Genomic DNA, 23,331 nt, shown 5'->3' on the forward strand with positions numbered 1-23,331 from the left:
CCCAGGGCCGCCAGGCCCGGTCACCGACGCTCATCATTCCCAGGCCGATCCGGGAGACCGTCAGCCCGGAGGCACCGAGCCGCACATAGCGCATCGTCGCTCAGCCGGCGGTCGCAAGCTGGAGGTGTTCGTCGACCTCACGCACGCACGTCAGGTGTGACCAGGCCGGGTCGAAGCCGGCGCGCACGCCGGAACTGCGCCGTAGACCCATCGTGTAGCGCCCTGACCGGGCCAGGTCGATCGATTGCGACAGCGCCGCGCACGCAGCCTCGGGATCTCTTGTCGTGGCCTGGGCATACGAAACGGCTTGGTGCGCATAGGTGGCCGCTCGGCGTCGCCCGTTCGCTGCCTGCTGCTGGACCAGGCTGAAGATACGGTCTGCTTCGTTGGTGTGGCCCGTCAAACCGTGGACCAGGGCCTGCACGCTGTCGAGGTGCCCACGCATGCCGTACCCGTAGTTCCGGCGGGAGAAGAACCCGGTCAGGTCGCTGTCCTCACCGGCATCCAGTGCAGCTCGGGCACGGTCGATGTTCTCCGCGGCCGTGCGCGGGTGGCCCAGGGTGGCGTGCTGGTCAGCTCGCCATGTCAGCAACCATCCGCGGGTGAACGGATCGGCGTGGGTGGCCATGGCCAGCGCATCATCCAGAAGACGCAGGGCCCGACCGGGATTGCCACCTTCGCCACCTCGGGGTGCCGATGAGTACAGGTAGCTCAGCGCGCCCAGCGCACGGGCGTGCAGCGGTGGATCATTGGTGCCGGCGGCGACCTCGCATGCGGTGGCCAGATAGCGGTAGGCCTGCGCTGGAATGTCGGCGTGGCAGGCCCACAGTCCTACCTGGGCGTGCACACCGACGAGCAGATGCGCCAGTTCGGCGGACGGAGTACGCCCGTAGAGATCAAGAAGGTTGTCGGCGTGGACGACTGCCATCGGGAGCACCACTCGGGGATCGGCTGAGCGATACAGCCCCGCAAGGGCTTCGCCGACCTCGGCGTAGGTGGTGAGCAGTCCGCGATCGACGGTCGGTCCTCTCCGGGTGTCGGCTGACCACGCAGGCATTTTGATCATGGGTAAACCCGTCGCGGTCAGCGCCGGAGCGTCGTGCCGTAGCGCTGTCGGCTCGGCCGTGAGTGCAGCGGCGGTCGCTGCTATGAAGTCGCGCCGGTCCACATCGACAAGATTCTCCGTTATCGCGGGTCCGTCCAGCCCAGGCAGGACGACGGGCGGGCTACCACGAGCGATGAGCTCGCCGCTGGCGCCGAGGGCGGTGTCCAGCGCCGCGGCCACGCCGGGGCTCGGGTTCCGCCGTCCGTGTTCCAGGTCGGAGACGTATGACTTGCCGCAGTTGGCGCGGCGCGCCAGCTCGCGTACCGACAGGTCTCCCCGTAGACGCCGGAGAGCCTGACCGAAGGTCTCCACGCGTGCCTCGCTCCCGCCGGGTCTCCGTATCGCGCTGCTGTCCGCAATGTCCGCGGACGGCAGCGGACAGCCAATCTCTGTGCATGACCATCCGTCGCTGCGAGGCTACTCCCACCCGCGGCGGGCGCACAGCGCATCTCTACCCGTGGATGTCGGTGGCTCGTCTGAGGCGGCGTCGGGTGGTCCCATGTTCCGATCGGAGAATGGCGTGAGTGAGCATCGCCGGGTGGCGAATGAAATCAATACCGCTGTGGCGCACCCGGCGCGGATGTACGATTACTACCTGGGGGGTAAGGATAGTTATCTAGCTGACCGGGTCGCGGTGCAGAAGGTGCTGCGGGTCGCGCCTGAAGTGCGGTTGATGGCGTGGGAGAACCGCCGTTTCCTGGGCCGGGCTGTTCGCTACCTCGTTGCCGATGCCGGTATCCGCCAGATCATTGATATCGGCGTGGGCCTTCCCGCTGCTGGGAACGTTCATGAGGTTGCCCGGGAGATCGCCCCGGAAACACGGGTTGTCTACGCGGACAACGACCCCATGGTGCTGGCACACGCGAACGCGCTGCTGGCCGGGAGCGGGCCGACCTGCGCGGTTCCGGCAGACCTGCGTAAGCCGGAGGAATTTCTGGACGATCCGACGGTCCGTGAGCTGATCGACTTCAACGAGCCGGTCGGTCTTCTTCTTGTCGCCGTCCTGCATTTCCTCACCGACGGGGAGGAGCCTGCGGGGATCGTGCGGACACTGCTCGCTGCGCTGCCGGTCGGCAGCTTTCTGGTGGTGTCCCATGCCACCGGGGATCTGTGTCCCGAGGTGACGGCGCAGGTCGCCACCGTCTACGACACGGCGACGTCGACGCTGACGGTGCGCAGTCATGCCGAGATCTCCGCGTTCTTCAACGGCTGCGAACTGGTGGACCCGGGGCTCGTCCGGGTCCCGGTCTGGCGGCCGGATGACAAGTCTCCCAAGGGCCACACCAAGGTGTGGATCTACGGTGGGGTCGGCCGCAAGATCTGATCAAATCGCCTATTCATCGCTGTTTGCACTATATAGGACCATCTGCGATGGCTCGGGTGTGCATATACCCGGACGTCGCACTCACTCCACCTCGCTCCTCCCAGCGGGAACTCCTCGAGAGGCATGGAGATGACGCCGATATCCACCGAGTTCTGTCCGCCGACCGCCGTCGTGATCATCTCAGGAGGGCTCGACAGCAGCACGCTCGCCTACCACCTCCAGGCGGGCGGCAGCCGTCTGATGCTGTTGTCGTTCGACTACGGCCAACGCCATCGCCGGGAATTGGACGCAGCGGCCATCGTCGCCGCCGGTCTCGTCGCCCGGCATCACATCGTCGACGTGCAATCGGTGGGAGCGCTGCTGGCCGGCAGCGCCATCACGGACTCGTACGTGGAGGTTCCTGACGGGCATTACACCGATGAAACGATGAAGATCACTGTGGTGCCGAACCGTAACGCGCTGATGTTGGACGTGGCGATCGCCGTCGCGGTCGTCGAGCAGGCCGACGCGGTAGCGTTCGGCGCGCACGCCGGCGACCACACGATCTATCCGGATTGCCGCCCGGAGTTCATCGATGCCCTCCAGGTATGCGCGTGGGTCGGCAACGACGGATTCCTGGCCGATGGGTTCCGCATCCTCGCACCATTCCTGACATGGAGCAAAGCTGAGATTGTTAGGCGTGGGGCGGAATTGGGTGTGCCGTTCGGGGATACCTGGTCCTGTTACAAGGGGGGTGCCGTTCACTGCGGCCGATGCGGGACCTGCACCGAACGCCGGGAGGCGTTCGCGTTGGCCGGTGTTCCCGATCCGACCGTATATGCGGCGGGGTGACGGTGCCGTGTATCGCATCGGGAAGCGTTTCAGTTTCGACGCGGCGCACGTGTTACATGGCCTTCCCACCGGTCACAAGTGCGGACGGCTGCACGGCCACACCTACACCGTGGATGTCGAGCTCAGCGCACATCGCCTGGTCGATCCAGGGTTCGTCACCGATTTCGGTGACCTCGCTCCCTTCCGGGTGTATCTCGCGGAGAACTTCGACCACCGGCTCCTCAACGATGTTCTCGACGTCGAACCGACCTCGGAGCTACTGGCCGAGCATCTCTTCGGCTGGTGCGTGACCCACCTGGAGCCGGCCGTCACAGGCCGCTTCACCGTGGTGCGAGTATCCGAATCGCCGTCCAGCTGGGCCGAGTTCCGGAGTGAAGCGTGACAGGCAGCCGGACCCTGCAGATCGCGGAGATGTTCGGCCCGACGTTTCAGGGTGAGGGGCCGTCGTGCGGGCAGCGGGCGGTGTTCGTGCGTCTCGCGGGCTGCCCGCTGGCCTGCGTATGGTGCGACACTCCTTACACCTGGGACTGGTCACGCTTCGACCGCGCCGTTGAAAGCCGGACGGTCACGGTCGATGACGTCGTCACCTGGGTCAACGGTCTGTCCACCGACCTGGTCGTGGTCACTGGCGGCGAACCGCTGGCGCAACGACGCTCGCTGACAACGCTGTGCACGATGCTGGCGGCTTCTGACCGCCGCGTGGAGATCGAGACGAGCGGCGTCATCCCACCCCCACAGGCGCTGACCGCCGTCGTGGCACGTTTCGTCGTGTCGCCGAAGCTGGCGCACAGCGGCATGCCCCGCTTTCGGCGTATCCGGCCCGACGCTCTGCACGCGTTCGCGCAGACCGGCAAGGGGGCGTTCAAGTTCGTCGTACGGACAGAAGACGATCTCGACGAGGTCGCCGAGCTGGCGGGCGCCCACAGCCTCACCCCTGTCTGGATCATGCCCGAAGGGGCGACTGACGGCCAGGTACTCGCCGGGATACGCCGTCTCGCAGACCCCGTCCTCGCTCGCGGCTGGCACCTGACGAGCCGCCTGCACATCCTGACCTGGGGTGATCGCCGTGGCCGCTGACCCGTCGCCGTTGGACATCCACTCCAGCGGTTCCTTCGCCCGGATCTTCGACCGTTCTCACCTCTGGGTCGCGTCCGAGACCGGCGTCGCCGACGCGACCCACCTGGTCGCCGCAGCGGCCAGCGCGCGCCACGGACCGATCGCGGAGGTGATCGGGATAGCGGAGGGCGGACGGACACCGGCGGCGGCGATCGCGGCCCATCTCGATGTGCCCGTCCGGATCGTGCAGGCGCGCCACAATCCGACGCCAGCACCGTATACCCAGGCCACCGGATGGGTGAGCTGCGATGTCGACGGGATTCCGGCGGGCGGTCTGCACGGCTCCGTGCTGCTCGTCGACGACATCTGCGGCACCGGCGCCACCCTGGCCGCGGTCGCCGGCGCCCTCGCCACGCCCGGTCTCCGATTGATCAGCTGTGTGTTATGCCTGAACGCCGGCGCGCTCATTACCCCTGATCTGTGGGTGTGGGAGGTCCGGGACTGGGTTGTCTTCCCGTGGGAGGCCGTCCCGAATACCCCACTCGCGCGGGTGGACCTACCGATTCCGACGGAGGTTCACCTCCGATGAACATCGATCGTCATCGTGTCACGCCTGTCTACCAGTACAGCACCCTGACCGCCGCCGAACAGGTCAGGCTCGCGGCCGGCGCGATCAGCGGCGGTGACGTCGCGACGTTCGGCGCCCGGCACCTTCCCGAGGTCGAACGCCGGGTCGCCGCACGGGCTGGCCGCGCCGGTGCGGTCGCGGTCGACTCCGGTTCGGCCGCGCTCGCTCTCGCGGTGCGCGCGCTCGGCGTGCGGGCGGGCCAGGAGGTCGTCATCCCCGAGGTCGGCTGGGTGTCCATCGGCACGGCCGCCGCCCAGACCGGTGCGACCGTCCGGGTTGCACCGGTGGACAGGACGTTGATGCCGACCTGGGAACAGCTCGCACCTCTGGTCGGGCCGGCGACCGGCGCGGTCGTCCTCGCCCATCTCCGTGGGCGGCCCGCCCCCGACATCGCGCGGATTGCCGCGGAACTCGATGAGCGGGAGATCCCGCTTATCGAGGACGGCGCGCAAGCCTGGGGCGTCACCGTCGGCGGCCGTCCGGCAGGCGGCTGGGGAACGGTCGCGGCCTTCTCCGCGCAGACCTACAAAATGATCGCGGTTGGCGAGGGGGGTTTCCTCCTCGCCGACGACCTCGACCTGCTGTCCTTCGTCCGGGCGGTCGCGGGAGATACTAGAGTGCCTACGCCGGAGGCGGTGTGGCGCGGTAAGCAGCGGATGACCGAGGTCAGCGCGGCGCTCGCCCTCCCGCAGCTCGACCACCTGGATGCGCTCACCGCCGACCTGCGGTGTCTGCAACGCTGGCTCGTCGAGCGCCTTCTCACGGTGGAGGGCGTCAGCGAGATCATTCCCCGGACGGCCCGCGATATCGAGGACGGGAATGGATCGCTGACCGGGATGTGGTTGCCGACGTCCGACACCGCCCGGCGTCTCGCTTCGGATTACTGGCGGGCCGGCCTGCGCTGCTGGTGGCCCGGACCCGGTGACCTGCACACCGCCGGCGCGTGGCCCGTCCGACCGGCCCGCAGCATGGTGGAGATCCACTCCTATCTGGATCTCCAGACGCCATGGCTCCCGTCTGAGCACCACAGCAGCTTCGCTGATCACGTTGCCGCCGTCACCACCCGAACCCTGTGCGAGGTAGCCGTATGACGGCCGTCGTGAACATGCCCGTCCGTGTCGGGTTGATCGGTTGTGGCATGGTCGCTGAGGAGTACGCCACCACGATCCGGATCAGCCCGACCGCTACCGTCATCGCCTGCGCCGATCAGATTCCCGGCGTTGCGAAGGCCTTCGCTGACCGGCATGGGATCCCGTTCGCTCTCGCCCCAGGCTTTCTCAGCGATCCGGATCTGGTGGACCTGGTGGTCATCCTCACCCCGCCCGACACGCACGCGCGCCTCGCTCGTGCTGCGATCGACGCCGGTGTGCCAGGTGTCTACGTGGAGAAGCCCCTTGCCGTCACAGCCGTCGAGGCAGCCGCGCTCGTCCGCGCCGCCGCGGAGAAGGGGACGTTGCTCGGCGCCGCACCGGATACCGTGCTCGGCTCACCCTCGCAAACCGCGCTGCTAGCCATCACGTCGGGAGTCATCGGACAGCCCCGTGCCGCGACCGCGTCCTACCTGTCCGCCGGGCCGGAACGGTGGCATCCGAACCCGGAGAGGTTCCATGCGGCCGGGATCGGCCCCCTCGTGGACATGGGCACCTATTACCTGTCCACTCTCTCCTTTCTGCTCGGGTCGATCACCGCCGTCCACGGCGCGGCGGCGACCTTCCGTCCGACCCGGACCATCCGGTGCGGGCCACGTGCCGGACAGAGCTTCACCGCGCACGCACCCACCCATGTGACCGCGCTGCTGGAAAGCGACACCGGCGTGCCGATCACGTTCACCGCGAGCTTCGACGCTCCCAGCACCCGCTCCAGCCACCTCGAAATCCACGGGAGCGACGCCACCATCGTGCTGCCCGACCCGAATTTCCACACCGGTGTAGTCCTGATCCGCAGGCGGGCCGGACAGGCATGGAGCCCCTTACCACCGGCCAAGCCAGCCGTGGCGACGGTCGAGCGTGGCATGGGGGTTCTGGAACTCGCCGCCGCACTCGCCGGAGACAGCCGGGAGCGGATCTGCACGGGCGAATCCGGCCTGCACGTCGCCAACATCATCGAATCGATCATGAGTGTTGCTCAGGTGGCATCGCCCACCCCGATCGCTTCGCTGGCTGGCGCTGTTCGGGAGGCTCGGTGACCACGCCTGTCGCGGCGCGCGCTCATGCGCCGTCGCACCGATGCCCTCCGGCACACTCGCTGATGCCGTGGGTGTGGGAGGTGCGTCGGCTTCGGACGGCGGCCCGCCATTGCATGCGCCGAGCCTCCAGCCCCGGCCCGGACGGGCTGACCTGGGCGCAGTACCGGGTCGGGCTCGGCGGCCGGCTGAGCGACCTGTCCCAGCGGCTGCGGACGGGGCAGTGGCAGCCGGGGCAGGTCCGCCACGTTGCGGTCGAGACGTTCAGCGGCAGGCCGTTCGACATCCTCATCTGCCCGGTCGAGGACCGCATCGTGCATCGCGCGATGGCCACGGCCCTCCAGCCGATTCTCGAAACCACGGTGCTGCGCGACTTCGTCTCCGGCGGCCGTCCGGGGCGTAACCGGCTTACAGCTGTCCGCGACGCAGCCTGGCACCTCGGCGAGGGTTATGAATGGGTGGCCGACATCGACGTCCGGTCCGCCGCAGCCGGACGCACGGTCGACGAAGTGATCGACTGGACGGCACAACGGGTGACAGACGGTTCCTACCTTCGCCTGCTGCGACGAGTCCTCGAGCCACTGCCGTCGGCGATGCACCCCGGCGCGGCGCTGCTCCCACAGCTGCTGCACCTGATGCTCGTGCCCGTCGACGAAGCCGTGGGTCATCTGCGCGTCGTCCGCTTCTACGACAACTACTGCCTGTTCACCCGCACGCGGAGTGACGCCCAAGCCGCCTACGATCTTCTCGTCGCCGCGCTGGCGGCCCGCAGGCTGGCTCCGTCACCAGCCAAGAGCGGGGTTCGGCACGCGCCGAACCCCGAAGATCTGTTTCTGAGCGGATGAACGGCATGCAGCTGCTGTCGTGGGCGCTGGTCGCCGGTGGCGTGTGCCCATACGGGGACCGGGCCCGGCCGCGTTCTGTTCCGCCGCTGGCCTGGACACGAACGCCGGTGACCTGGTCGCAGTGCGGGCGGACTCCACCGCCCGGCGTCAGTCCCAGCGCACCCGTCACCGGCCTCACGTTCCAGGATGCCGAAGTCCTGGCCGCGCAGATCGGCGGACGGCTACCCGCCAGCGTGGAATGGGAATGGATGGCGATCGGCGCATCGCTACGTCGCTATCCCTGGGGTGACCAGGAGTGGACACCGGCGCGGGCGAACCTGCGCGGCTCCCGGTACGGCCAGCCCACCCCGGTAGATCTGCACCCGGCTGGTGCGACACCGGACGGGCTCCGTGACGTTGCCGGCAACGTGTGGGAGTGGACATCGACCCTGGTTCTGGGCGACGGGGCGGTCATCCGGGGTGCCTCCTACCGGTCGCTGCCGCTGTACGCCCGTGGGAAGTTCCTCAACGCCGCCCCCCGCGACCGTGCGTCGGCGGGCATCGGAGTGAGGGTGGTCCGGGACCTATGACATCCCATGCGGCACATCAGCCTCTCCGGCGTCTTCAGCGGATCGGTCTGGTCTTCGCCCCCTACCGGCTCGACGAGCCCGCCGGGATCGAACGCAGCATTGCCGCGCTCGCCGACGGTTTGGAGGAACTCGGCCACGAGGTCACCATCATCGCCGCCGGGCCGGGCCGGCGGCCCGACGATCGGCGGGTCGCCCGGCTGCACAGCCTGCAACTTCCGCAGCTGCTGCACCCCGACACCTTCGACGCCGCGCTCACGCAGGCATCCGGGCTGGCCGTCGAACTCGACGCGATCGCTCATGATCGACGGTTCGACCTCGTCTGCTCGATGGACGCGCTCTGGGGCCTCGGAGTGCTCGGACGGCCGCGGGCAGCGCGGACGGGGCTGATGGTGCACGTGCTCACCGGATGCGAACCGCAGATCCGCGCCGCCCTCCGACAGCATCCGGAGGTCGTCATCGCGCCCAGCGAGACGGTGATCGAGCAGGCAGTTGCATGTGGTCTTGCCGCGGCGCGGTGGCGGGTGGTGCCGAACGCGCTGCACCTCGCAGGCCCATCGGCCACCTCGGTTACCGTCCCGGGTCGGGATGCCCGCGAGGTCTTACGCCGCGAGGGCCCGGTCCGGGTCCTCACCCGGCTGGCACCGGACAAGGGGATCGTGCCGCTGCTCGAACACTTTCCCGCTTGGTGGCAGCGGGCGGTCGAGGTGGCTGTGGCCGAAGCCAGCTTCGAGTACCACCCCGGTATGCACGCCGAGCTGTGGCGCTCGTACCACGCGGTTGCGGGCGCGTCACCCGCGGTGCGCACGGTGCTACCCCGACCGTGGGCACAGGTCCGTCCGTTTCTCGCCGAGGCCGCGCTGGTTATCGTCCCCTCGCTCGCGGAAACCTTCGGGCTGGTCGCTCTCGAAGCGCTCAGCGTCGGCACGCCGGTCGTCACCTACGCCGTCGGGAACCTGCCCGCCCTCGTGCGGGGTGCCGGCGTCGTCGTGCCGACGGCAGACGGTCCGCTCGGTCTGTGGCTGGCCGCCGACCGGCTCCTCACTGACACCGAGGCATACCAGAAAGCGTCTGCTGAAGGACCGCGGCGTGCGGCGTCGTTCACGCCCGCCGCTGTCGCGCAACGGTGGCTGGCCAGTTTCGACGACAACGACTTCGACCTCAACACCACGACCACCCACTCCGATGATCATCACGTACGGGGCGGTATCGCATGAACGCGATCATTGTCGGCTGCTCCCACCGCAAGGCCGGTTGTGGCGAGTACGCCGCCCTGGACCTGTATGAGGGCGGCTGCGTACCCCAGCTCCGCGGCCGAGTCCACGCCCATCCATCGCTGCGCGACCGGATCTTCGTCCTCTCCGCACGCTACGGCCTCGTCGGCGCCGACGACCGCATCGCCTCCTACGACCAGCAGATGACGCTCTCGCGGGCCCGCGAACTCGAACGCTGTGTCGGCCGTGCACTCACCAGGCGGCTACTGGCTGTCCCGCATCCCCGCGCGCTTCTGGTGCTGGTGGAACCGGTCTACCTCGTCGCGCTCGCGGAGCTCCTCCGCGCCGACGTCCGGCCGCGGGTGCACTGGTTCCCCGATCCCGCGGGTGACTGGCCGGCGGCCCGTGAAGTGATCGACAGCTGGGGATGGCCGCAATGACGCTCCGCGACGATCTACAGGCGCGGGACAACGACTACGACCCGATCATCCGCGCCTACGAATCCCGCATCGGAAAGGCGTGGCAAGAGCCCGCGCCGCACGCCGCCACGGCGCGCAGCCTCAGTGTCGTGATCCCCGCCCACAACGTCAGCCACGCGATCAAACGGCTCCTCGACGCATTGCAGCGATCGGCCGTCACCGGCCCGGTCGAAGTGATCGTGGTCGATGACGCCTCGACCGACGGCACCGCCCACATCGCCCGCGGACATCCGTTGCGGCCCACGGTACTGAGCCTGCCCGAACGGCTCGGATCGGGCGCGGCCCGCAACATCGGCACCCTCATTGCCGGTGGCGATCTCGTCCTCTACCTCGACGGCGACATGGTCATCCCACCCTACGTCCTGCAGGAGCACACGACCCGCGGCGACGAAGGATGGATCACCCTGGGATTCCGCCACAACCTCGGCGTCGATGACCCGCGCATCCCGACGCTGGACACCGCATCCCCAGCCGTTCCCGACCTCGAGGAGGACCACCGGGTGCGGTGGCGTGCACGTGCGGGCCGGTATCCCCACACCGGTCTCGTCCTTGACGCATCGATGGAAGGCCGGCCGCTCGACCACACCGACGATCTACGCCAGCTCGGGTATGGCACCCGCTACTACGACTGGGACCTGCCCCGGATGGTGGTCACGGCCATGATGAGCGTGCCCCGGGTCGCCGTCCTCGACGTCGGCGGCTTCCACCCCGGATTCGGGACAACCTGGGGTGCGGAGGACACCTACCTCGGCGCCGCGCTGATCGCGGCCGGGTTGAAGGTCGCTCCCGTGCGCACGACGGTCGGCTTCCACCTCGATCCACCGGACGCGATCGACCAATGGAAGCGGAAGGCCGCAACATGGCAACGCAACATCGATCTTTACTGGCGGCTGCTCGACCAGCCCACTCCCCACGGACTGATGCACCAATTTCAGCGAACATGGACGCCTGTCGCCCGCGTCGCCATCCGCTCCTGAGCTCCTCCCGCCTGCGAGGAACCGTCCCACCGGAAGGTGGTCTCAGATAGTGCGCGGGTTCCGGCTGGCTGACCGGTTCGCGCCAGGCTGGGTACGCCTGAGCGTCGAACGCCTGAGCGCGGCGATCACAGCGCGCCCACCCGATCGGATGGTCTGGTCCCTGGGCCGCGGCGCGCTCAACGACGCTGCCGCGTTGGAAGCCCTGTACCGCAGCGCGGCCGATGTCGCCGACCGGCGGGTTTCCGGCGACGTGGTCGAATGCGGGGTCTATAACGGCGGGTCGGTTGCCACGGTCGCCCGCGCCCTGCACGACGGACGCCGCACCTTCTGGCTCTACGACTCCTTCCACGGCATGCCCCCGGCCGGCGACCGGGACGGGCTGTTCGCCCAGTCTCTTCCGGCGGGGGAGTGTCACGGGACTGAGCGGACGGCTCGGCATGCGCTCGCCCGCGCCGGTGTTCCCGCTGATCGTATCCAGGTGCGGGCCGGCTGGTTCCACGACACCTTCACCGCACCGCTGCCCGCGGCGGTCTGCTACCTGCACATCGACGCCGACTGGTACGACAGCGTCCTGCTCAGTCTGCGCACCTTCTACCCCCTCGTGACGCCCGGCGGAGTGATCGTCCTAGACGACTTCGGCTGGTGGGAAGGCGCCCGGCGGGCCTTCTACGACTTCGTCGCCGAATCCCGGATCCACCCGCTGGTTGACCGCGCCGGGCCCGGACAACTCCTCTGGATCAAAGGTGCGGCCCACCACCGTCATCTCGCCCCGGTCTGGCACGCCCGCGGACAACACAGCCCCGAGTTCACCCCGACGGATCAATAACAGGTTTCGGTCTACCAGTACGTGACGGTGGAGAAGTGCAGCGAGCCGTCTTCACCGTCGGGGAACCGTGCAGTGCTGTAGATCGCGGCCAGTGCCTCTCCGAGATCGGCACACCGCTGCGAGGTGGCCAGCGCGAGGTTCGCGAGCAATATGCCGCAGCCGCGGGTTCCCGGTTGCACGGCGAACCCCGGCCGGCCGAGCGCAGCCAGTGCGACTTCGCCGCACCACAGCGGCGAGGTCGCACCGCATATCCCGTATTCCATTAGTATTTCAGCAATTCGTGCGTGTAGCTCCACCCGGTGGGCGATGGAATCGAATCCGTACCAGAACATGGCCATGAATCCGCGGGCGGCAACCTGGCAGAACAGGTCCACTGGCGTGACAGATCCGGTGGTGTCACCGAACGGATAGAAAGGATCGACCAGGACGAAGGTCGCCCTGACATCGGCCGTGGCCACATTGTCCGCAGCACGCCTGATCTCTGTGACGCCGTCCGCTTGCGGGTACGCCACATCGGGGAGCTGACGATCCGCCGCGGCCTGATCGAGCGACGTCACGCTGTCCCCGTCGAGGTCCGGCAGCAGGTACACGGTGGCCTGCCCGAGGATCTCCATGGCGATCAGGGATGACCCGGGGTATAGCGACGGTCGATCGCATCGGAACGCGGAATGGGCAAGTGTCTGCCGGTACCGGCAGACGGCGAGGTGCGGCGACGCCCGACTGTGCTCCCAAAAATGGTACACGCCGTAGTCGCGCTCCATCGAAGGCGTAAGTGGATAGGACGCCGAACCGGCATGCGTCTCCCAGTACCGGCGCGGCCGTTCCAGCAGGAGGATGTCAGCCAGCGGAAGATGCTTCCAGACGTCCCCGATCCGCCCGAAATGCCGATTAGCCATCTACGCTCCTTGCCTTCGGTCTATACACGGATAAGGTCCCTGCGCAGGGAGTTCGGGGTCACAGACAGGTCGTCGCTGGCAGCCGGCCGAGCACGGGGATCGGCTGGAAGGCCTCGGCGTAAGGCTTCCCGATGCGTCCACCCCAGCTGGTGCCCATCCGTTCCGCCATCCCTACAAAATGCTCCAGCGGCTGGCTTCGATGGGCGCGCAACGCTTGAAGCTTGATTTCAAATGTCTTGGTGACGTCGACGACGACCCACCCCGGAAAGGGACCGTCCAAAGTCCACGACTCGTAGGTGTCGCACGCATACACCCGCCGGGGAAAGCCGGTCTCGATGATTGCCCGCGTCACGGCGGCCAGCGCGATCTCGCTCACCCTCCGATGGTCGTGGTGCATGTCGTTGCGCGGGTGAACAACCAGGACCTCGGGTGTGAGCCGGCACAGCAGGTCGACACAGTCCTGCTCCCGATGCCGGTCGACCACTTCCACACCGGCGCCGAGCATCTTCGCGGCCGACCTCGCCTCAGCGGCCCGCTGTTCGTCCACCTTTTCCACGGCGATCGTGACGGGGGCATGCCGGGCATGCCACGCGAGGGTGCCGCCCATCCACAGCTCGGCGTCGTCGGGATGGGCGGTTACCGCGAGGACGCTGCCTGGGGCCGCGTCGTTCACCGCCACAGGCCCAGCGTGTTGACGACGGCGGCGGCCAGCGGGAGGTACGCGGCATCCACCGGGGTGCGTTGCGGCAGTGTGGGGAGATCGATGTCGATCTGAAAACGGATCATCTGCCGCCAGGTCAGCACTTTGTCCCACATCTGTTCGGCTGTGGCCCCGGCGGCGCCGACCAGACGGCCCGCGGCCCGTGCTTCCTCGAGCGTCAGGCCATTGGCCAGAATGCGGGCGGCCCGAATCTTACCGATGCCGCGAACTCCCGGAATGTTGTCCGACGGGTCACCCATCAGTGCACGGAAGTCGCACCACTGCCGGGGTTCCACACCGAATCGGTCTACGACCTCCGTTCGGTTCACGATGGCCCGCGACCGTTTCTTCACGGTGTTGAGAACGGTCACCTCATCGTCGATGAGCTGGTAGAAATCCTTGTCCATGGACAGTATGGAGCGCGGCCGGCCAGCTGATCGGTTGACGAGAGTGGCTATCACATCGTCGGCCTCGTGCGCACAGGATTCGACCCAGCCGACTCCGATCACATCGAGGCCCTTCTTGATGTCGTCGAGCCAGTCCAGCGGGCTGAGGTCGACGTCCACACGGTTCTGCTTGTATTCGGAGTCGGATGCCTGACGCGACTGCAGGCCGTCCTCGCCGTCGAAACACACCACACATTCCACCGGGGTGTTGAGCGTCCGGCAGCTCGACCGCAGCAGGGCGAAGAAGGCGAAGATGGCCGTGACGTCTATTCCGCTCGGGTTTCGGATGACTGCGGGGAAGCCGAATGCGGCCCGCCACAACAGGTTGAACCCGTCGACAAGGAGCAGTACTTCCTCGCCGTCTTCGTTCCATTCCGCGCTGCTCATGGCACGATCCACAGTCCTGACCTCCGTCGGCTCGGCGGAACTCGCCGAGGAAAAACCGGAAAGGTGCAGCGCTCGTCGCGCGGCAGTCCCGCAGGGCAGCACTATGATCAACCAAGGTCATGGTTGCGCCGGCCGCGGGGACCTGAGCAGGGCCGTCGTTCAGCATGGCGGTCCGCGCGTGTAGGGAAGCGGACTGGTGGTCTGCCAATGATGATCGTTCCTACTGCTCAGGCACAACACAGCATAGACCGTCCACGGTCGACGTTGTCCAGCCCGGATGTCGCTTGCGAACGCGGGGTCTGCTGACGTGCAGCTCGCAAGGCAAGTCCCAAGGCCACTGACGCTAAGTCGATCAAGCATCAACCCGAGGGTTCAGCGGGTTGGCAAGCCTGATCGTGGGCGGAGCGTCGCGGCGGGTGCCGGGCTGGCCGGGCTTCTTGACGGGGAACTGGTTGTGCCGGGCCGGCGGACGACACGGGGAAGGTACATTCGCGGCGGGTGTTGAGCCTGTCTGGCCGGGTGATGTCCGCGGCGAGCAGCGCCAGTACGCGGTGATGCTGGTCAAGGGGAAAAATCGGGTCGGTGACGACCCGGCCGCGGATGATCCTTACGGTGTGCGAGAACGTGGCCCGGTCGGGGCCGATCCCGGCGGCGGTCGTGGCGCCGTCAGGATGACCATAGCTGCCTCCGTGATCGCATGACGCCCTGGTTCTTCTTCACAATTGATGTTGTGAAGAAGTTGTTTTCTGGTTGCCTATTAGTTGTCTGAATTGTTTGCTGGGCGACTCCGCCCGAATTCGGTAAGATATGACTCTCCGTAGCTTGCCAAATTAGATGAACGCCGGTTCTGCATCGCAGTATCGTCGCGCAGGCATCCTGCGGCCCGCCTTGCACCCGTGCGTCCAGCCTGCCGCCGGACGGCCGTTTTTTCGCTTGTCGGCGACAGGGCTCCCGGTGCAATCAGGTCGGCAAAGTGGCTGCATCCGCCCGGTGCAGCCGAGCTCGTAGAAGGTCGACGGGCGCACGAGGAGGCTCATTTTCGACGTGCGGCCCCCGTGCGGAAAACGTCATGCGCGACTCGGCGGCATGCTCGGGTGGCGGCGTACCCGGGTCTCGTAATCGCTACGCTCTCGATTCACTCATAGTGACGGAGCTGTGATGGTTTCGCCGCAGTATAAGGGTATCCGGGTGATTTGTCTCCGTGTTCTTTGCCCTATTGCGGTTACCTCGGGCTATCGGGTTACAACATTGGATACATAACCGGTCTGATCGAAAAAGGGTTCGGTCTGTATGGGTGACAGGCCGAACGGGGGATGTGTTGGCCGCGGTTGGGCGGTCGGCGTCGTGTACGCGGGGCTCCTGCTCGCTGGCTGTAGCAGCAGCAGCGGCAGGCCGGTTCTGCCATCAGCGCGCCCGTCAGAGGTGCCGTCTGCGGCGATCACAAGTGCGTCGACATCGCCGTCTCCCCCTGCCGGTCGAGCCGAGCCGGAGGTGCTCGCGGCCTACCGGGGGATGTGGGCGGACTGGGTCGCCGTCGCCGAGACGTCCGACTATCAGAATCCTCGGCTGACCGCGCATGTGAGCGGCGAAGCGCTTTCGTTGATTTACAAGGCCGTGTACGCCAACAAGCGGGATGGCTTGGTCACCCGGGGGACGCCGACGTTTTCGCCCTGGGTTTCCGCGCTGACACCGACCGATGATCCGAACCGGGCAACGGTCGTTGATTGCGCCGATGACGGCGGATGGCTGCATTACAGACTGGATGGTCGTCTTGAAGACCAGATCCCGGGCGGGCGACATCATGTTCAGGCTCTCGCGGTGGAAACGTCGGGAACCTGGAAGATCGATGTTCTCGTGATAGACAAGGTCGGCTCATGCTGAAACTCGCGCTCTCGACGGCTGTCATTGTATTGCCGATTGTTCTTATTGCTACTGCTGTACCGGTGCGGGCCGATGGAGGGTTCGGCGATGCGGTGTGCTCTCGGGAGACGGCCGGATGCGATCTGTGGGCGGGTACCGATATCTCCGGGCGGGAGCGGCCATCGGGTGAGGAGAAACCGTTGCGCCGCGCGGGTGACGGGAATACTCGAAGCGTGAACACCTGCACGGTTCAGGGTGTCGCTGGGCTGGTTCTGTGCGTCGATCCGGCGTTGGGCTGGTTGGCGGATGACGGCTGCTACTACCGGGCCGCGGTGGATTTCGTGCCGTCGTCGGCGTTGGAGGCCCGCGAGGCCACGGCTGGTGTGGCGGGTTCTTGGTACGACACGGAATGCCTGGGCGTGAGCACGGGGTCGGGTGTGGTGTGGCGGCCCGATACCGAGATGGCGACGGTGCCGCCGTCGGCGCAGGTGATGGCGCAGCTGGCGTGGAGCCGGCTGTCGTTGCCACGGCCGGTGATCGGGGCATCCCCTCCGGTCGGCGCGGTGCAGCTGCTTGGGGTGCCGGTGTGGTTGTGGATCGATCCGGCACTGTGGGTGCCGGTGTCGGCGACGGCGGCGGTATCCGGCGTGGCGGTGACAGCACGGGCGGTACCGGTGTCGGTTATCTGGGACTTCGGTGTGGATGGCCGGGTCGTGTGTTCGGGTCCGGGGTCGCCGTTCCGCCTGGGGATCGACGAGCCGGCAGCGGTGTCGCCGTCGTGCGGGCACACGTTCACCCGGAGTTCGGCTGGGCAGCCGGATGACCGGTTTCGGGTCACGGTGACCGTGACCTGGGCGGTGACGTGGGCGGGCGCCGGGCAGACGGGGGTCTTTCCCCCTGGGTTGACCTCCCAGACGGTGACAACGATGGCGGTGGCGGAGTCGCAGGCCGTCACGGTGCTCGGCCAGCCGGTGGGGAGGTGAGGCGGGATGTGGCAGCCGTCCGGGTCGGACACGACTTCGCGTAACGGCGGACGACGCGTTGCTGGTGTGTCTGGTGCGTCCCGACCGACATCGACCGGGACGGCGCAGTCCCGGTCGGCAGGAACGCGGCGTCGCCGTAACGTTTCCCGACTGGTCGCCGGGGTGGTGCTGGTACTGGCCTGCACGCTGCTGGTCATGACGTTGGTTGCGCGGGCGGGCGGACGCCGGCCGGTGCTGGCGCTGGTGCGGGCGGTTCCGGCCGGGGCGACGATCACCGAGGGGGATCTGCGGACGGTGACGGTGGCCGGGGGCGACGGGGTGGCGCTGGTGGCCGGCACCGACCGTGGGGCGGTGATCGGGCGGCCGGCGGCCGTGCCGCTGGTCCCGGGCAGTCTGCTCAGTGCTGGGCAGGTGGGTCCGGCGGTGGTGCCGGCGGCAGGCCGGGCCGTGGTCGGTGTCGCGGTCAAGCCGGGTCAGTATCCGCCCCGGTTGACCGCCGGGGATCACGTGAATGTGGTGATCAGACCAGTGGCGGCCACTGTGTCAACGTCGTCCGCTTTCACAGTGTCAGCGCATCCCGATGATTCCAGTGCGCCGGTGTCGGTGCCGGGGATCGTGCTCGACGTCGATCCGGGCGGGGATGGCGGGGCCGGGGCTGTGGTCACCGTGGAGGTCGCGGTCGGGCCGGCAGACATGGTCGCCGTGGCGGCGGGGGCCGGGCAGGTCGGTTTCGTGCAGAGACCGGCGTCGGGGTGAACGGGGCAGCCGGGATGCCGGTGCTGGCGGTCGCGTCGGTGAAGGCGTCGCCGGGGGTGACCACGGCTGCGCTGGCGGTCGCGGCAGGCTGGCCGGGCCGGGGGCGGGCTGTGGTTGCTGAGTGTGATCCGGCGGGTGGGGATGTCGCGGCCTGGTTCGGCCTAGCGGCCACGCCGGGTCTGGTGAGTCTGGCCGCGGCTGCCCGCCGGGACCCGACGGCGGGCCGGCTGGCCGAGCATTGTCAGCGGCTGCCCGGCGGGGTGGAGGTATTGGCCGGTCCGCCCGGGGCGGCGCAGGCGACCGCCGCCTTGCAGGTGCTCGCCGGCCAGCGCATGGCCGCGCTGACCGCCCCGGCGACTGGTGACACCGTGGGTGGCGGCCTGGCGGTGATGGTGGCGGACTGCGGCCGGTTGACGCCGGGTTCCCCGGCGGTGGCGGTGCTTAATGCGGCGCGGCTGACGGTGCTGGTGATCCGGCCGGTGCTTGCGGAGGTGTCGCATCTGGCTGCCGCGGTTGACGCGGTCCGCCAGGTGACCAGGTCGCTGGTCCTGGTCGTTGTGGGGGAGGACGGCTACACCAGCGATGATCTCGCCGTTGCGTTGGAGGTTCCTGTGGTGGGGCGGCTGCCGCGGGATCCGGGCGGGGCGCGGCTGGTGACCGGGCAAGGTGTGGTGTCGGTGCGGCGGAGCCGGTTGGCGCAGGCGGCGCGGGTTCTTGCTGTGGAGCTGGCCCGGCACCTGACCGTCGACCCCATCGGCCCCGCCGCGCTCACCGCCGGGCCGACGACGGTGGCCGCGGCGACACATACCGGGGTTTCGATCATGGTGGATGGGGCGGCGGTCCCGGTGGATGGGTCCGATGGTGGGACGGCGGAGGCCGGGCCGGCACGGTCCGATCGGCGCCGCCGCCGGGCACGCGACCCCGGTCCAGCTGTTCCACCGGGTTCGTCCGCCGGCCGGACTCCCGGACCGGGATGGGTGCCGAGCATGGAGGCCGACCGATGACCGACGGGATGCCCGGGCCGGTCGGTGGCTTCCTGCCGGCCCGCCGTGTGTCCGCACCGGGGCACACGTTCCCTGCTCACGAGGTCGCCACCGGGGTGCCGGAGGAGCTGGTGGTGGCGTTGCGGGCGGAGGTCGCTGGGCAGCTCGCCGCTCAGGGCCAGGCCGATGAGGCGGCGGGCCGGCCGTCGCTGAGCGTCGCGGACCGTCATGTGCTGGCCGAGCAGCTGACCGTGACCGCCCTGGACGCGTATGCCGCTGTGACGCTGGCCGGCGGCGGACAGTTGCTGTCCCCACCTGTCGAGGGTGCGGTGGTCCGCCGGGTCCTCGACGGCCTGTTCGCGCTCGGTGGGTTCCAGCCGTTGCTGGACGACCCGACGGTGGAGAACATCAACGCCAACGGTTGTGACAGCGTGTGGGTCCGTTACGCCGATGGCCGACGGGAACAGACCGGGTCGGTCGCTGGGTCCGACGCGGAGCTCATCGAGCTGATCCGGACGGTGGCCGCGCGGGCCGGGGTGGAGGAACGCCGCTTTGACCGGGCCAGTCCCCGGCTGTCGGTGCAGTTGGCTGACGGATCCCGGCTGTTCGCCGTGATGGCGGTAACGGGCCGGCCGTGTGTCGCGATCCGCCGGCACCGCTATCTGACCGTCACCGCCGACGATCTGGTCGATCTCGGGACGCTCACCCCGGGGCTGCGGGCGTTTCTGGGAGCGGTGGTGCGGGCGCGGAAAAACGTGCTGATCTGCGGGGGGACTGGGGTGGGGAAGACCACCCTGCTGCGGGCGTTGGCCGCCGATATTCCCCGCCACGAACGGCTGATCACTATTGAGGACAGTTTGGAGCTGGGCCTGGACCGTGATCCGGTCGCGCATCCCGATGTTGTGGCGATGCAGGCCCGGGAAGCCAACATCGAGGGACACGGCGAGGTCAGCCTCGCCGAGCTGGTCCGCTACGCGCTGCGGATGAGCCCGGACCGGGTGATCGTCGGGGAGATCCGTGGCCCCGAGGTCGTCCCGGCCTGTAACGCGATGTCGCAGGGCACCGACGGGTCCATGGCCACGCTGCATGCCAGTTCGTCCAAGGGCGCCTTCGCCAAGATCGCCGCTTATGCGGCGCAGGGACCGGAGCGGTTGCCGTTGGAGGCCACCGGGCTGCTGGTGGCGGCGGCGATCCATTTTGTGGTGCATCTGGACTGGGCGCCGGACGGCCGGCGGGTTGTGTCCTCGGTTCGGGAGGTCGTGGGCGCGCAGGAGCTGCAGGTTCTCAGTAACGAGGTGTGGCGGCCGGGGCCGGATCGGGTCGCGGTTCCCGGGGCGCCGGTGCGGGCGGACACGATGGCCGAGCTGGTCGCCGCCGGCTATCTGCCGGCCGATGGCGGGTTCGGCGAGTCGGCCGAGTCGGGCGGGTGGTGGCCGTGACCGGGCCGGGCGTGCTGGCCGGGCTGGTCGGTGCCGGTCTTGGTACCGGGCTGGTGCTCGCCGGTGGCGGCGCGGTCGGCCTTGTTGCCGACCGCCTCCGGATGCGGGTCGGGGCACGGGCGGGCAGGGCCGGTGGGTGGCCGCGCTGGTGGGTGCGCCCCCGGCCGGTGCTGGCCGGCGCAGGGGTGGGGATCGCGGCCGGTCTGGTGACAGGCTGGCCGGTCGCCGGGTTGTGGGCGGCGATCGCGGTGCTCGCTCTGCCGGGGCTGGTGGCGGTCGACCGCACCGGCCCGGCGGTGATCGTCCGGATGGAGGCGGTTGCCGGCTGGACCGAGCAGCTACGGGACACCCTGTCGGCCGCGGCCGGGTTGGAGCAGGCGATCGCCGCGACCGCTCCGATCGCCCCGGCACCGATCCGCGCCGAGATCACCGCACTGGCCGATGCGCTCGCCCGCGGTGACCGGCTCGCCCCGGCGTTGCGGGCGACCGCGGACCGCCTCGCCGATCCCACCGCCGACCTGGTGATCGTCGCGTTGATCGCCGCGGCGGAGCGGCACGCCCGTGACCTCGCCGGGTTGTTGGGGTCGCTGGCAGCTGCGGCCCGGGAGCAGGTCGCGATGCGGTTGCGGGTCGCTGCGGGCCGGGCTCGGATCCGCACTTCCACCCGGGTCATCGTCGCGGTCACCGTGCTGATGGCCGCCGGGCTGACCGTGCTCAACCGCTCGTATCTGGCGCCGTATGGCAGTCCGGGCGGGCAGCTGGTCCTGCTCGGGGTCGGGGGGCTGTTCGCCGGCGCGTACGGGTGGATGGGGCGGATCGCCCGACATCGGCCGCCGGCCCGGTTTTTGACCCGCACCGCCGCACCGGTCCGGGAGGCCAGTCGATGATCGTGACGGTGCTGGTTGGTGCTGGTCTCGGACTGGGTCTGTGGCTGGTTGCCACCGGGGCGCGTCCGTCGCGGCCGTCGCTGGCCGAACTGCTCGCAGCCCTGCAACCGGCGGCCGGGCCGGGTATCGCGGTGCGTCCGGTCGTGGACACCGCGCCCGATGGGTGGGCGGCCCGGGCGGGCCGGCCCGCGGCCCGGCTGGTGGCCGCGGGCAGTCTGATCGGCGGAGCGACCCGGCGGGATCTGGCGGTCCTGGGCCGGCCGGTGGCGGCTCACACCGGGGAGAAGGTCACCGCGGCTGCGGTCGGGTTGCTGCTTGTCCCTGCGGTCAGCGTGGTGTTCACCGTCGCCGGGGTCGGTGTTGGCTGGTCGTTGCCCGTCGGTGGGTCGCTGCTGCTCGCCGCCGCAGGCTTCCTCACGCCCGATCTGGGGGTCCGGGTCGAGGCCCGCCGTTATCGGGCCGATGCCGGGCATGCGCTCTCAGCGTTCCTGGACCTGACCGTGATCGGTCTGGCGGGTGGGGCCGGGGTGGAGCAGGCCCTCGACGACGCCGCGACGGCCGGGGACGGGCCGCTGTTCACTCAGCTACGTCGCGCGCTGGACACTGCCCGGCTGGCCCGGGTCCCGCCGTGGGAGCCGTTGGGGCGTCTCGGTGGGGAACTCGGGTTGGCCGCGTTGAGCGAGATGGCTGCGGCGGTGTCGCTCGCCGGTACCGAGGGCGCGACCATCCGCGCCTCGCTGGCCGCGAAGGCCGTCTCGGCGCGGACCCACGCCCTTACCGCCGCCGAGGCCGAGGCTGTCGCGGCCACCGAGCGGCTGTCGGTGCCGGTGGTGGTCCTGTTCGCCGGGTTCCTGGTGTTCATCGGCTACCCGGCTGTCATCCACGTCCTGACCGGTTTGTAACCCCCGGTCGGGACAGGAAGGAAATCGCCGTGCCCGTACCGCGTCCATCCCTCGTCCGACGGCTGCCCGCGTTGCTGCTCCTCACCGTCGGCGGTGTCCTCGCAGCCGTCACCGGCATGGTGCAGGCGGTGCGGGCACACCTGGGCCGCCGGTGGGACGCCACCCGCGCGGCACCGGATGCGGGGTATTCCACCGAGGCGACGATCGTCATCGCGTTGCTCGTCGCGCTCGCGATCACCGTGGTGGGGATCATCGCGGCGAAGGTGCTCGCGAAGGCACACTCGATCAGTTTCCTGTGACTGGTTTTCGTGACCATGCCTTGTGGAAAGGCGGGCTGCCCAGGATGCGTCATGTGCCATCGACGGCCACCTGTCGCGGCTCCAGGGTGCCACCGGCACGGCGTGGTTGCCGGGACGGGTGCGGGTCGGCGACCGCGGAGCTGGCGGTCGCGACCCCGCTGCTCCTGTTCCTCCTGCTGCTGATCGTCCAGTTCGGGTTGTGGATGCATGCCGCGCACGTGGCGCAGACGGCCGCGGCCGAAGCGGTCGAGACCGCGCGCGCCGCGGATGGCACCCCCGCCGCCGGGCGGATCCGTGCCCGGAACGTGCTGGCCCAGGTCGGCGCCGGGGTGTTGACCGACCCGCAGGTCACCGTGACTGCCACCGGGGAGACCGTTGAGGTCACCGTCGACGGGCAGACGATCACGGTCGTCCCCGGGGTGCGGCTACCGGTCCACGCCGCCGCGCACGGCGTCCAGGAAAAGTTCCGCCCACCGGCGGCCGGTGGGGAGGGCCAGCGGTGACCGCGCTGTCCCCGCCGCCATCGGGCACGCTACCCCGCCGGTGCCGGCCGCGGCCCTACCGCGAGGGGCGGGATGCCGGTTCGGCGGCGGTGGAACTGACCCTGCTCGCCCCGCTGCTGATCCTCCTGCTGCTCCTCGTGGTGGCCGCGGGCCGCCAGGTCCAGGCCCGGCTGCTCGTCGACGCCGCGGCCCGCCAGGCCGCCCGCGCCGCCACTGCCAGCCGCAGCCCCGTCCAGGCGGCCCGCGCCGCGGACAGC

General features: G+C 69.1%; 28 protein-coding genes. 24 read left to right on the forward strand and 4 right to left on the reverse strand.

Going from position 1 to position 23,331, the window contains the following annotated elements:
• Positions 1-100 precede the first annotated feature (100 nt).
• Complete coding sequence (locus tag MJ797_RS20245) at positions 101-1,417, reverse strand: helix-turn-helix domain-containing protein (protein ID WP_239338416.1); 1,317 nt, start codon at positions 1,415-1,417, stop codon at positions 101-103.
• A gap of 187 nt (positions 1,418-1,604) precedes the next feature.
• Here MJ797_RS20245 and MJ797_RS20250 point away from each other — a divergent pair, with 187 nt between their 5' ends.
• From MJ797_RS20250 to MJ797_RS20310, 13 genes are all read left to right on the forward strand, one after another.
• A complete protein-coding gene (locus MJ797_RS20250) occupies positions 1,605-2,429 on the forward strand; it encodes an SAM-dependent methyltransferase (protein WP_374582662.1) in 825 nt (274 codons plus the stop codon).
• A gap of 123 nt (positions 2,430-2,552) precedes the next feature.
• Positions 2,553-3,260: a 7-cyano-7-deazaguanine synthase QueC gene (queC, locus tag MJ797_RS20255; protein WP_374582664.1), complete on the forward strand. Its 708-nt coding sequence runs from the start codon at positions 2,553-2,555 to the stop codon at positions 3,258-3,260.
• Positions 3,247-3,642, forward strand: coding sequence for a 6-pyruvoyl tetrahydropterin synthase family protein (locus MJ797_RS20260; protein ID WP_374582666.1), 396 nt, complete (start codon positions 3,247-3,249; stop codon positions 3,640-3,642). The genes queC and MJ797_RS20260 overlap by 14 nt, the downstream gene beginning before the upstream one ends.
• Entirely contained in the window at positions 3,639-4,337 is a 699-nt protein-coding gene (locus MJ797_RS20265) for a 7-carboxy-7-deazaguanine synthase QueE (RefSeq protein WP_239338464.1), read from the forward strand. Before MJ797_RS20260 ends, MJ797_RS20265 begins: the two co-directional genes overlap by 4 nt.
• Positions 4,327-4,905 (forward strand): phosphoribosyltransferase, encoded by a 579-nt coding sequence (locus MJ797_RS20270; RefSeq protein WP_239338467.1) that lies wholly within the window; start codon positions 4,327-4,329, stop codon positions 4,903-4,905. Before MJ797_RS20265 ends, MJ797_RS20270 begins: the two co-directional genes overlap by 11 nt.
• Positions 4,902-6,035, forward strand: a complete 1,134-nt coding sequence (locus tag MJ797_RS20275) for an aminotransferase class I/II-fold pyridoxal phosphate-dependent enzyme (protein ID WP_239338486.1) — start codon at positions 4,902-4,904, stop codon at positions 6,033-6,035. The genes MJ797_RS20270 and MJ797_RS20275 overlap by 4 nt, the downstream gene beginning before the upstream one ends.
• A complete protein-coding gene (locus tag MJ797_RS20280; protein ID WP_239338489.1) occupies positions 6,032-7,129 on the forward strand; it encodes a Gfo/Idh/MocA family protein in 1,098 nt (365 codons plus the stop codon). The genes MJ797_RS20275 and MJ797_RS20280 overlap by 4 nt, the downstream gene beginning before the upstream one ends.
• An 80-nt stretch (positions 7,130-7,209) precedes the next feature.
• Positions 7,210-7,971 (forward strand): reverse transcriptase domain-containing protein, encoded by a 762-nt coding sequence (locus tag MJ797_RS20285; protein ID WP_239338492.1) that lies wholly within the window; start codon positions 7,210-7,212, stop codon positions 7,969-7,971.
• Positions 7,972-7,976: 5 nt separating this feature from the next.
• Positions 7,977-8,540: an SUMF1/EgtB/PvdO family nonheme iron enzyme gene (locus MJ797_RS20290; protein WP_239338495.1), complete on the forward strand. Its 564-nt coding sequence runs from the start codon at positions 7,977-7,979 to the stop codon at positions 8,538-8,540.
• A complete protein-coding gene (locus MJ797_RS20295) occupies positions 8,537-9,754 on the forward strand; it encodes a glycosyltransferase family 4 protein (RefSeq protein ID WP_239338498.1) in 1,218 nt (405 codons plus the stop codon). Before MJ797_RS20290 ends, MJ797_RS20295 begins: the two co-directional genes overlap by 4 nt.
• Entirely contained in the window at positions 9,751-10,191 is a 441-nt protein-coding gene (locus MJ797_RS20300; protein ID WP_239338501.1) for a DUF6884 domain-containing protein, read from the forward strand. The genes MJ797_RS20295 and MJ797_RS20300 overlap by 4 nt, the downstream gene beginning before the upstream one ends.
• Positions 10,188-11,207, forward strand: coding sequence for a glycosyltransferase (locus MJ797_RS20305; RefSeq protein ID WP_239338519.1), 1,020 nt, complete (start codon positions 10,188-10,190; stop codon positions 11,205-11,207). Before MJ797_RS20300 ends, MJ797_RS20305 begins: the two co-directional genes overlap by 4 nt.
• Before the next feature lie 49 nt (positions 11,208-11,256).
• Positions 11,257-12,033, forward strand: coding sequence for a TylF/MycF/NovP-related O-methyltransferase (locus MJ797_RS20310; RefSeq protein WP_239338522.1), 777 nt, complete (start codon positions 11,257-11,259; stop codon positions 12,031-12,033).
• Positions 12,034-12,044: 11 nt separating this feature from the next.
• On the opposite strand, the gene MJ797_RS20315 is transcribed toward MJ797_RS20310, so the two are convergent.
• Genes MJ797_RS20315 through MJ797_RS20325 form a run of 3 tightly spaced genes read right to left on the reverse strand, consistent with a single transcriptional unit; the run spans position 12,045 to position 14,462 of the window.
• Complete coding sequence (locus tag MJ797_RS20315) at positions 12,045-12,929, reverse strand: 23S rRNA (adenine(2030)-N(6))-methyltransferase RlmJ (RefSeq protein ID WP_239338540.1); 885 nt, start codon at positions 12,927-12,929, stop codon at positions 12,045-12,047.
• Positions 12,930-12,987: 58 nt separating this feature from the next.
• Complete coding sequence (locus MJ797_RS20320; protein ID WP_239338543.1) at positions 12,988-13,608, reverse strand: PIG-L deacetylase family protein; 621 nt, start codon at positions 13,606-13,608, stop codon at positions 12,988-12,990.
• The gene (locus MJ797_RS20325; RefSeq protein WP_239338546.1) at positions 13,599-14,462 is read right to left on the reverse strand and encodes a 5'-3' exonuclease H3TH domain-containing protein; all 864 of its coding nucleotides are present in this window, start codon (positions 14,460-14,462) and stop codon (positions 13,599-13,601) included. The genes MJ797_RS20320 and MJ797_RS20325 overlap by 10 nt, the downstream gene beginning before the upstream one ends.
• Positions 14,463-14,842: 380 nt before the next feature.
• On the opposite strand from MJ797_RS20325, the gene MJ797_RS20330 reads away from it, so the two are divergent.
• From MJ797_RS20330 to MJ797_RS20380, 11 genes are all read left to right on the forward strand, one after another.
• Complete coding sequence (locus MJ797_RS20330; RefSeq protein WP_239338559.1) at positions 14,843-15,163, forward strand: hypothetical protein; 321 nt, start codon at positions 14,843-14,845, stop codon at positions 15,161-15,163.
• Between the two features lie 790 nt (positions 15,164-15,953).
• Positions 15,954-16,343, forward strand: a complete 390-nt coding sequence (locus MJ797_RS20335; RefSeq protein WP_239338562.1) for a hypothetical protein — start codon at positions 15,954-15,956, stop codon at positions 16,341-16,343.
• On the forward strand, positions 16,337-17,305 hold the full coding sequence (locus tag MJ797_RS20340; RefSeq protein WP_239338565.1) for a hypothetical protein: 969 nt from the start codon (positions 16,337-16,339) through the stop codon (positions 17,303-17,305). Before MJ797_RS20335 ends, MJ797_RS20340 begins: the two co-directional genes overlap by 7 nt.
• 6 nt (positions 17,306-17,311) lie before the next feature.
• Positions 17,312-18,061, forward strand: a complete 750-nt coding sequence (locus tag MJ797_RS20345) for an SAF domain-containing protein (protein WP_305039793.1) — start codon at positions 17,312-17,314, stop codon at positions 18,059-18,061.
• Positions 18,062-18,075: 14 nt separating this feature from the next.
• Positions 18,076-19,065, forward strand: a complete 990-nt coding sequence (locus MJ797_RS20350; RefSeq protein WP_239338568.1) for a hypothetical protein — start codon at positions 18,076-18,078, stop codon at positions 19,063-19,065.
• Complete coding sequence (locus MJ797_RS20355; RefSeq protein WP_239338605.1) at positions 19,062-20,483, forward strand: CpaF family protein; 1,422 nt, start codon at positions 19,062-19,064, stop codon at positions 20,481-20,483. Before MJ797_RS20350 ends, MJ797_RS20355 begins: the two co-directional genes overlap by 4 nt.
• The gene (locus MJ797_RS20360) at positions 20,480-21,370 is read left to right on the forward strand and encodes a type II secretion system F family protein (RefSeq protein ID WP_239338627.1); all 891 of its coding nucleotides are present in this window, start codon (positions 20,480-20,482) and stop codon (positions 21,368-21,370) included. Before MJ797_RS20355 ends, MJ797_RS20360 begins: the two co-directional genes overlap by 4 nt.
• Complete coding sequence (locus tag MJ797_RS20365; RefSeq protein WP_239338651.1) at positions 21,367-22,272, forward strand: type II secretion system F family protein; 906 nt, start codon at positions 21,367-21,369, stop codon at positions 22,270-22,272. The genes MJ797_RS20360 and MJ797_RS20365 overlap by 4 nt, the downstream gene beginning before the upstream one ends.
• A 29-nt stretch (positions 22,273-22,301) precedes the next feature.
• Positions 22,302-22,571: a hypothetical protein gene (locus MJ797_RS20370; RefSeq protein ID WP_239338654.1), complete on the forward strand. Its 270-nt coding sequence runs from the start codon at positions 22,302-22,304 to the stop codon at positions 22,569-22,571.
• Entirely contained in the window at positions 22,568-23,074 is a 507-nt protein-coding gene (locus MJ797_RS20375; RefSeq protein WP_239338657.1) for a TadE/TadG family type IV pilus assembly protein, read from the forward strand. The genes MJ797_RS20370 and MJ797_RS20375 overlap by 4 nt, the downstream gene beginning before the upstream one ends.
• Positions 23,071-23,331 (forward strand): TadE/TadG family type IV pilus assembly protein (locus MJ797_RS20380; protein WP_239338660.1); only part of this gene is annotated, 261 nt, incomplete at its 3' end. The genes MJ797_RS20375 and MJ797_RS20380, both read left to right, overlap by 4 nt.

The organism is Protofrankia sp. CiP3 (genome assembly GCF_917627345.1).
Classification (GTDB): domain Bacteria; phylum Actinomycetota; class Actinomycetes; order Frankiales; family Frankiaceae; genus Protofrankia.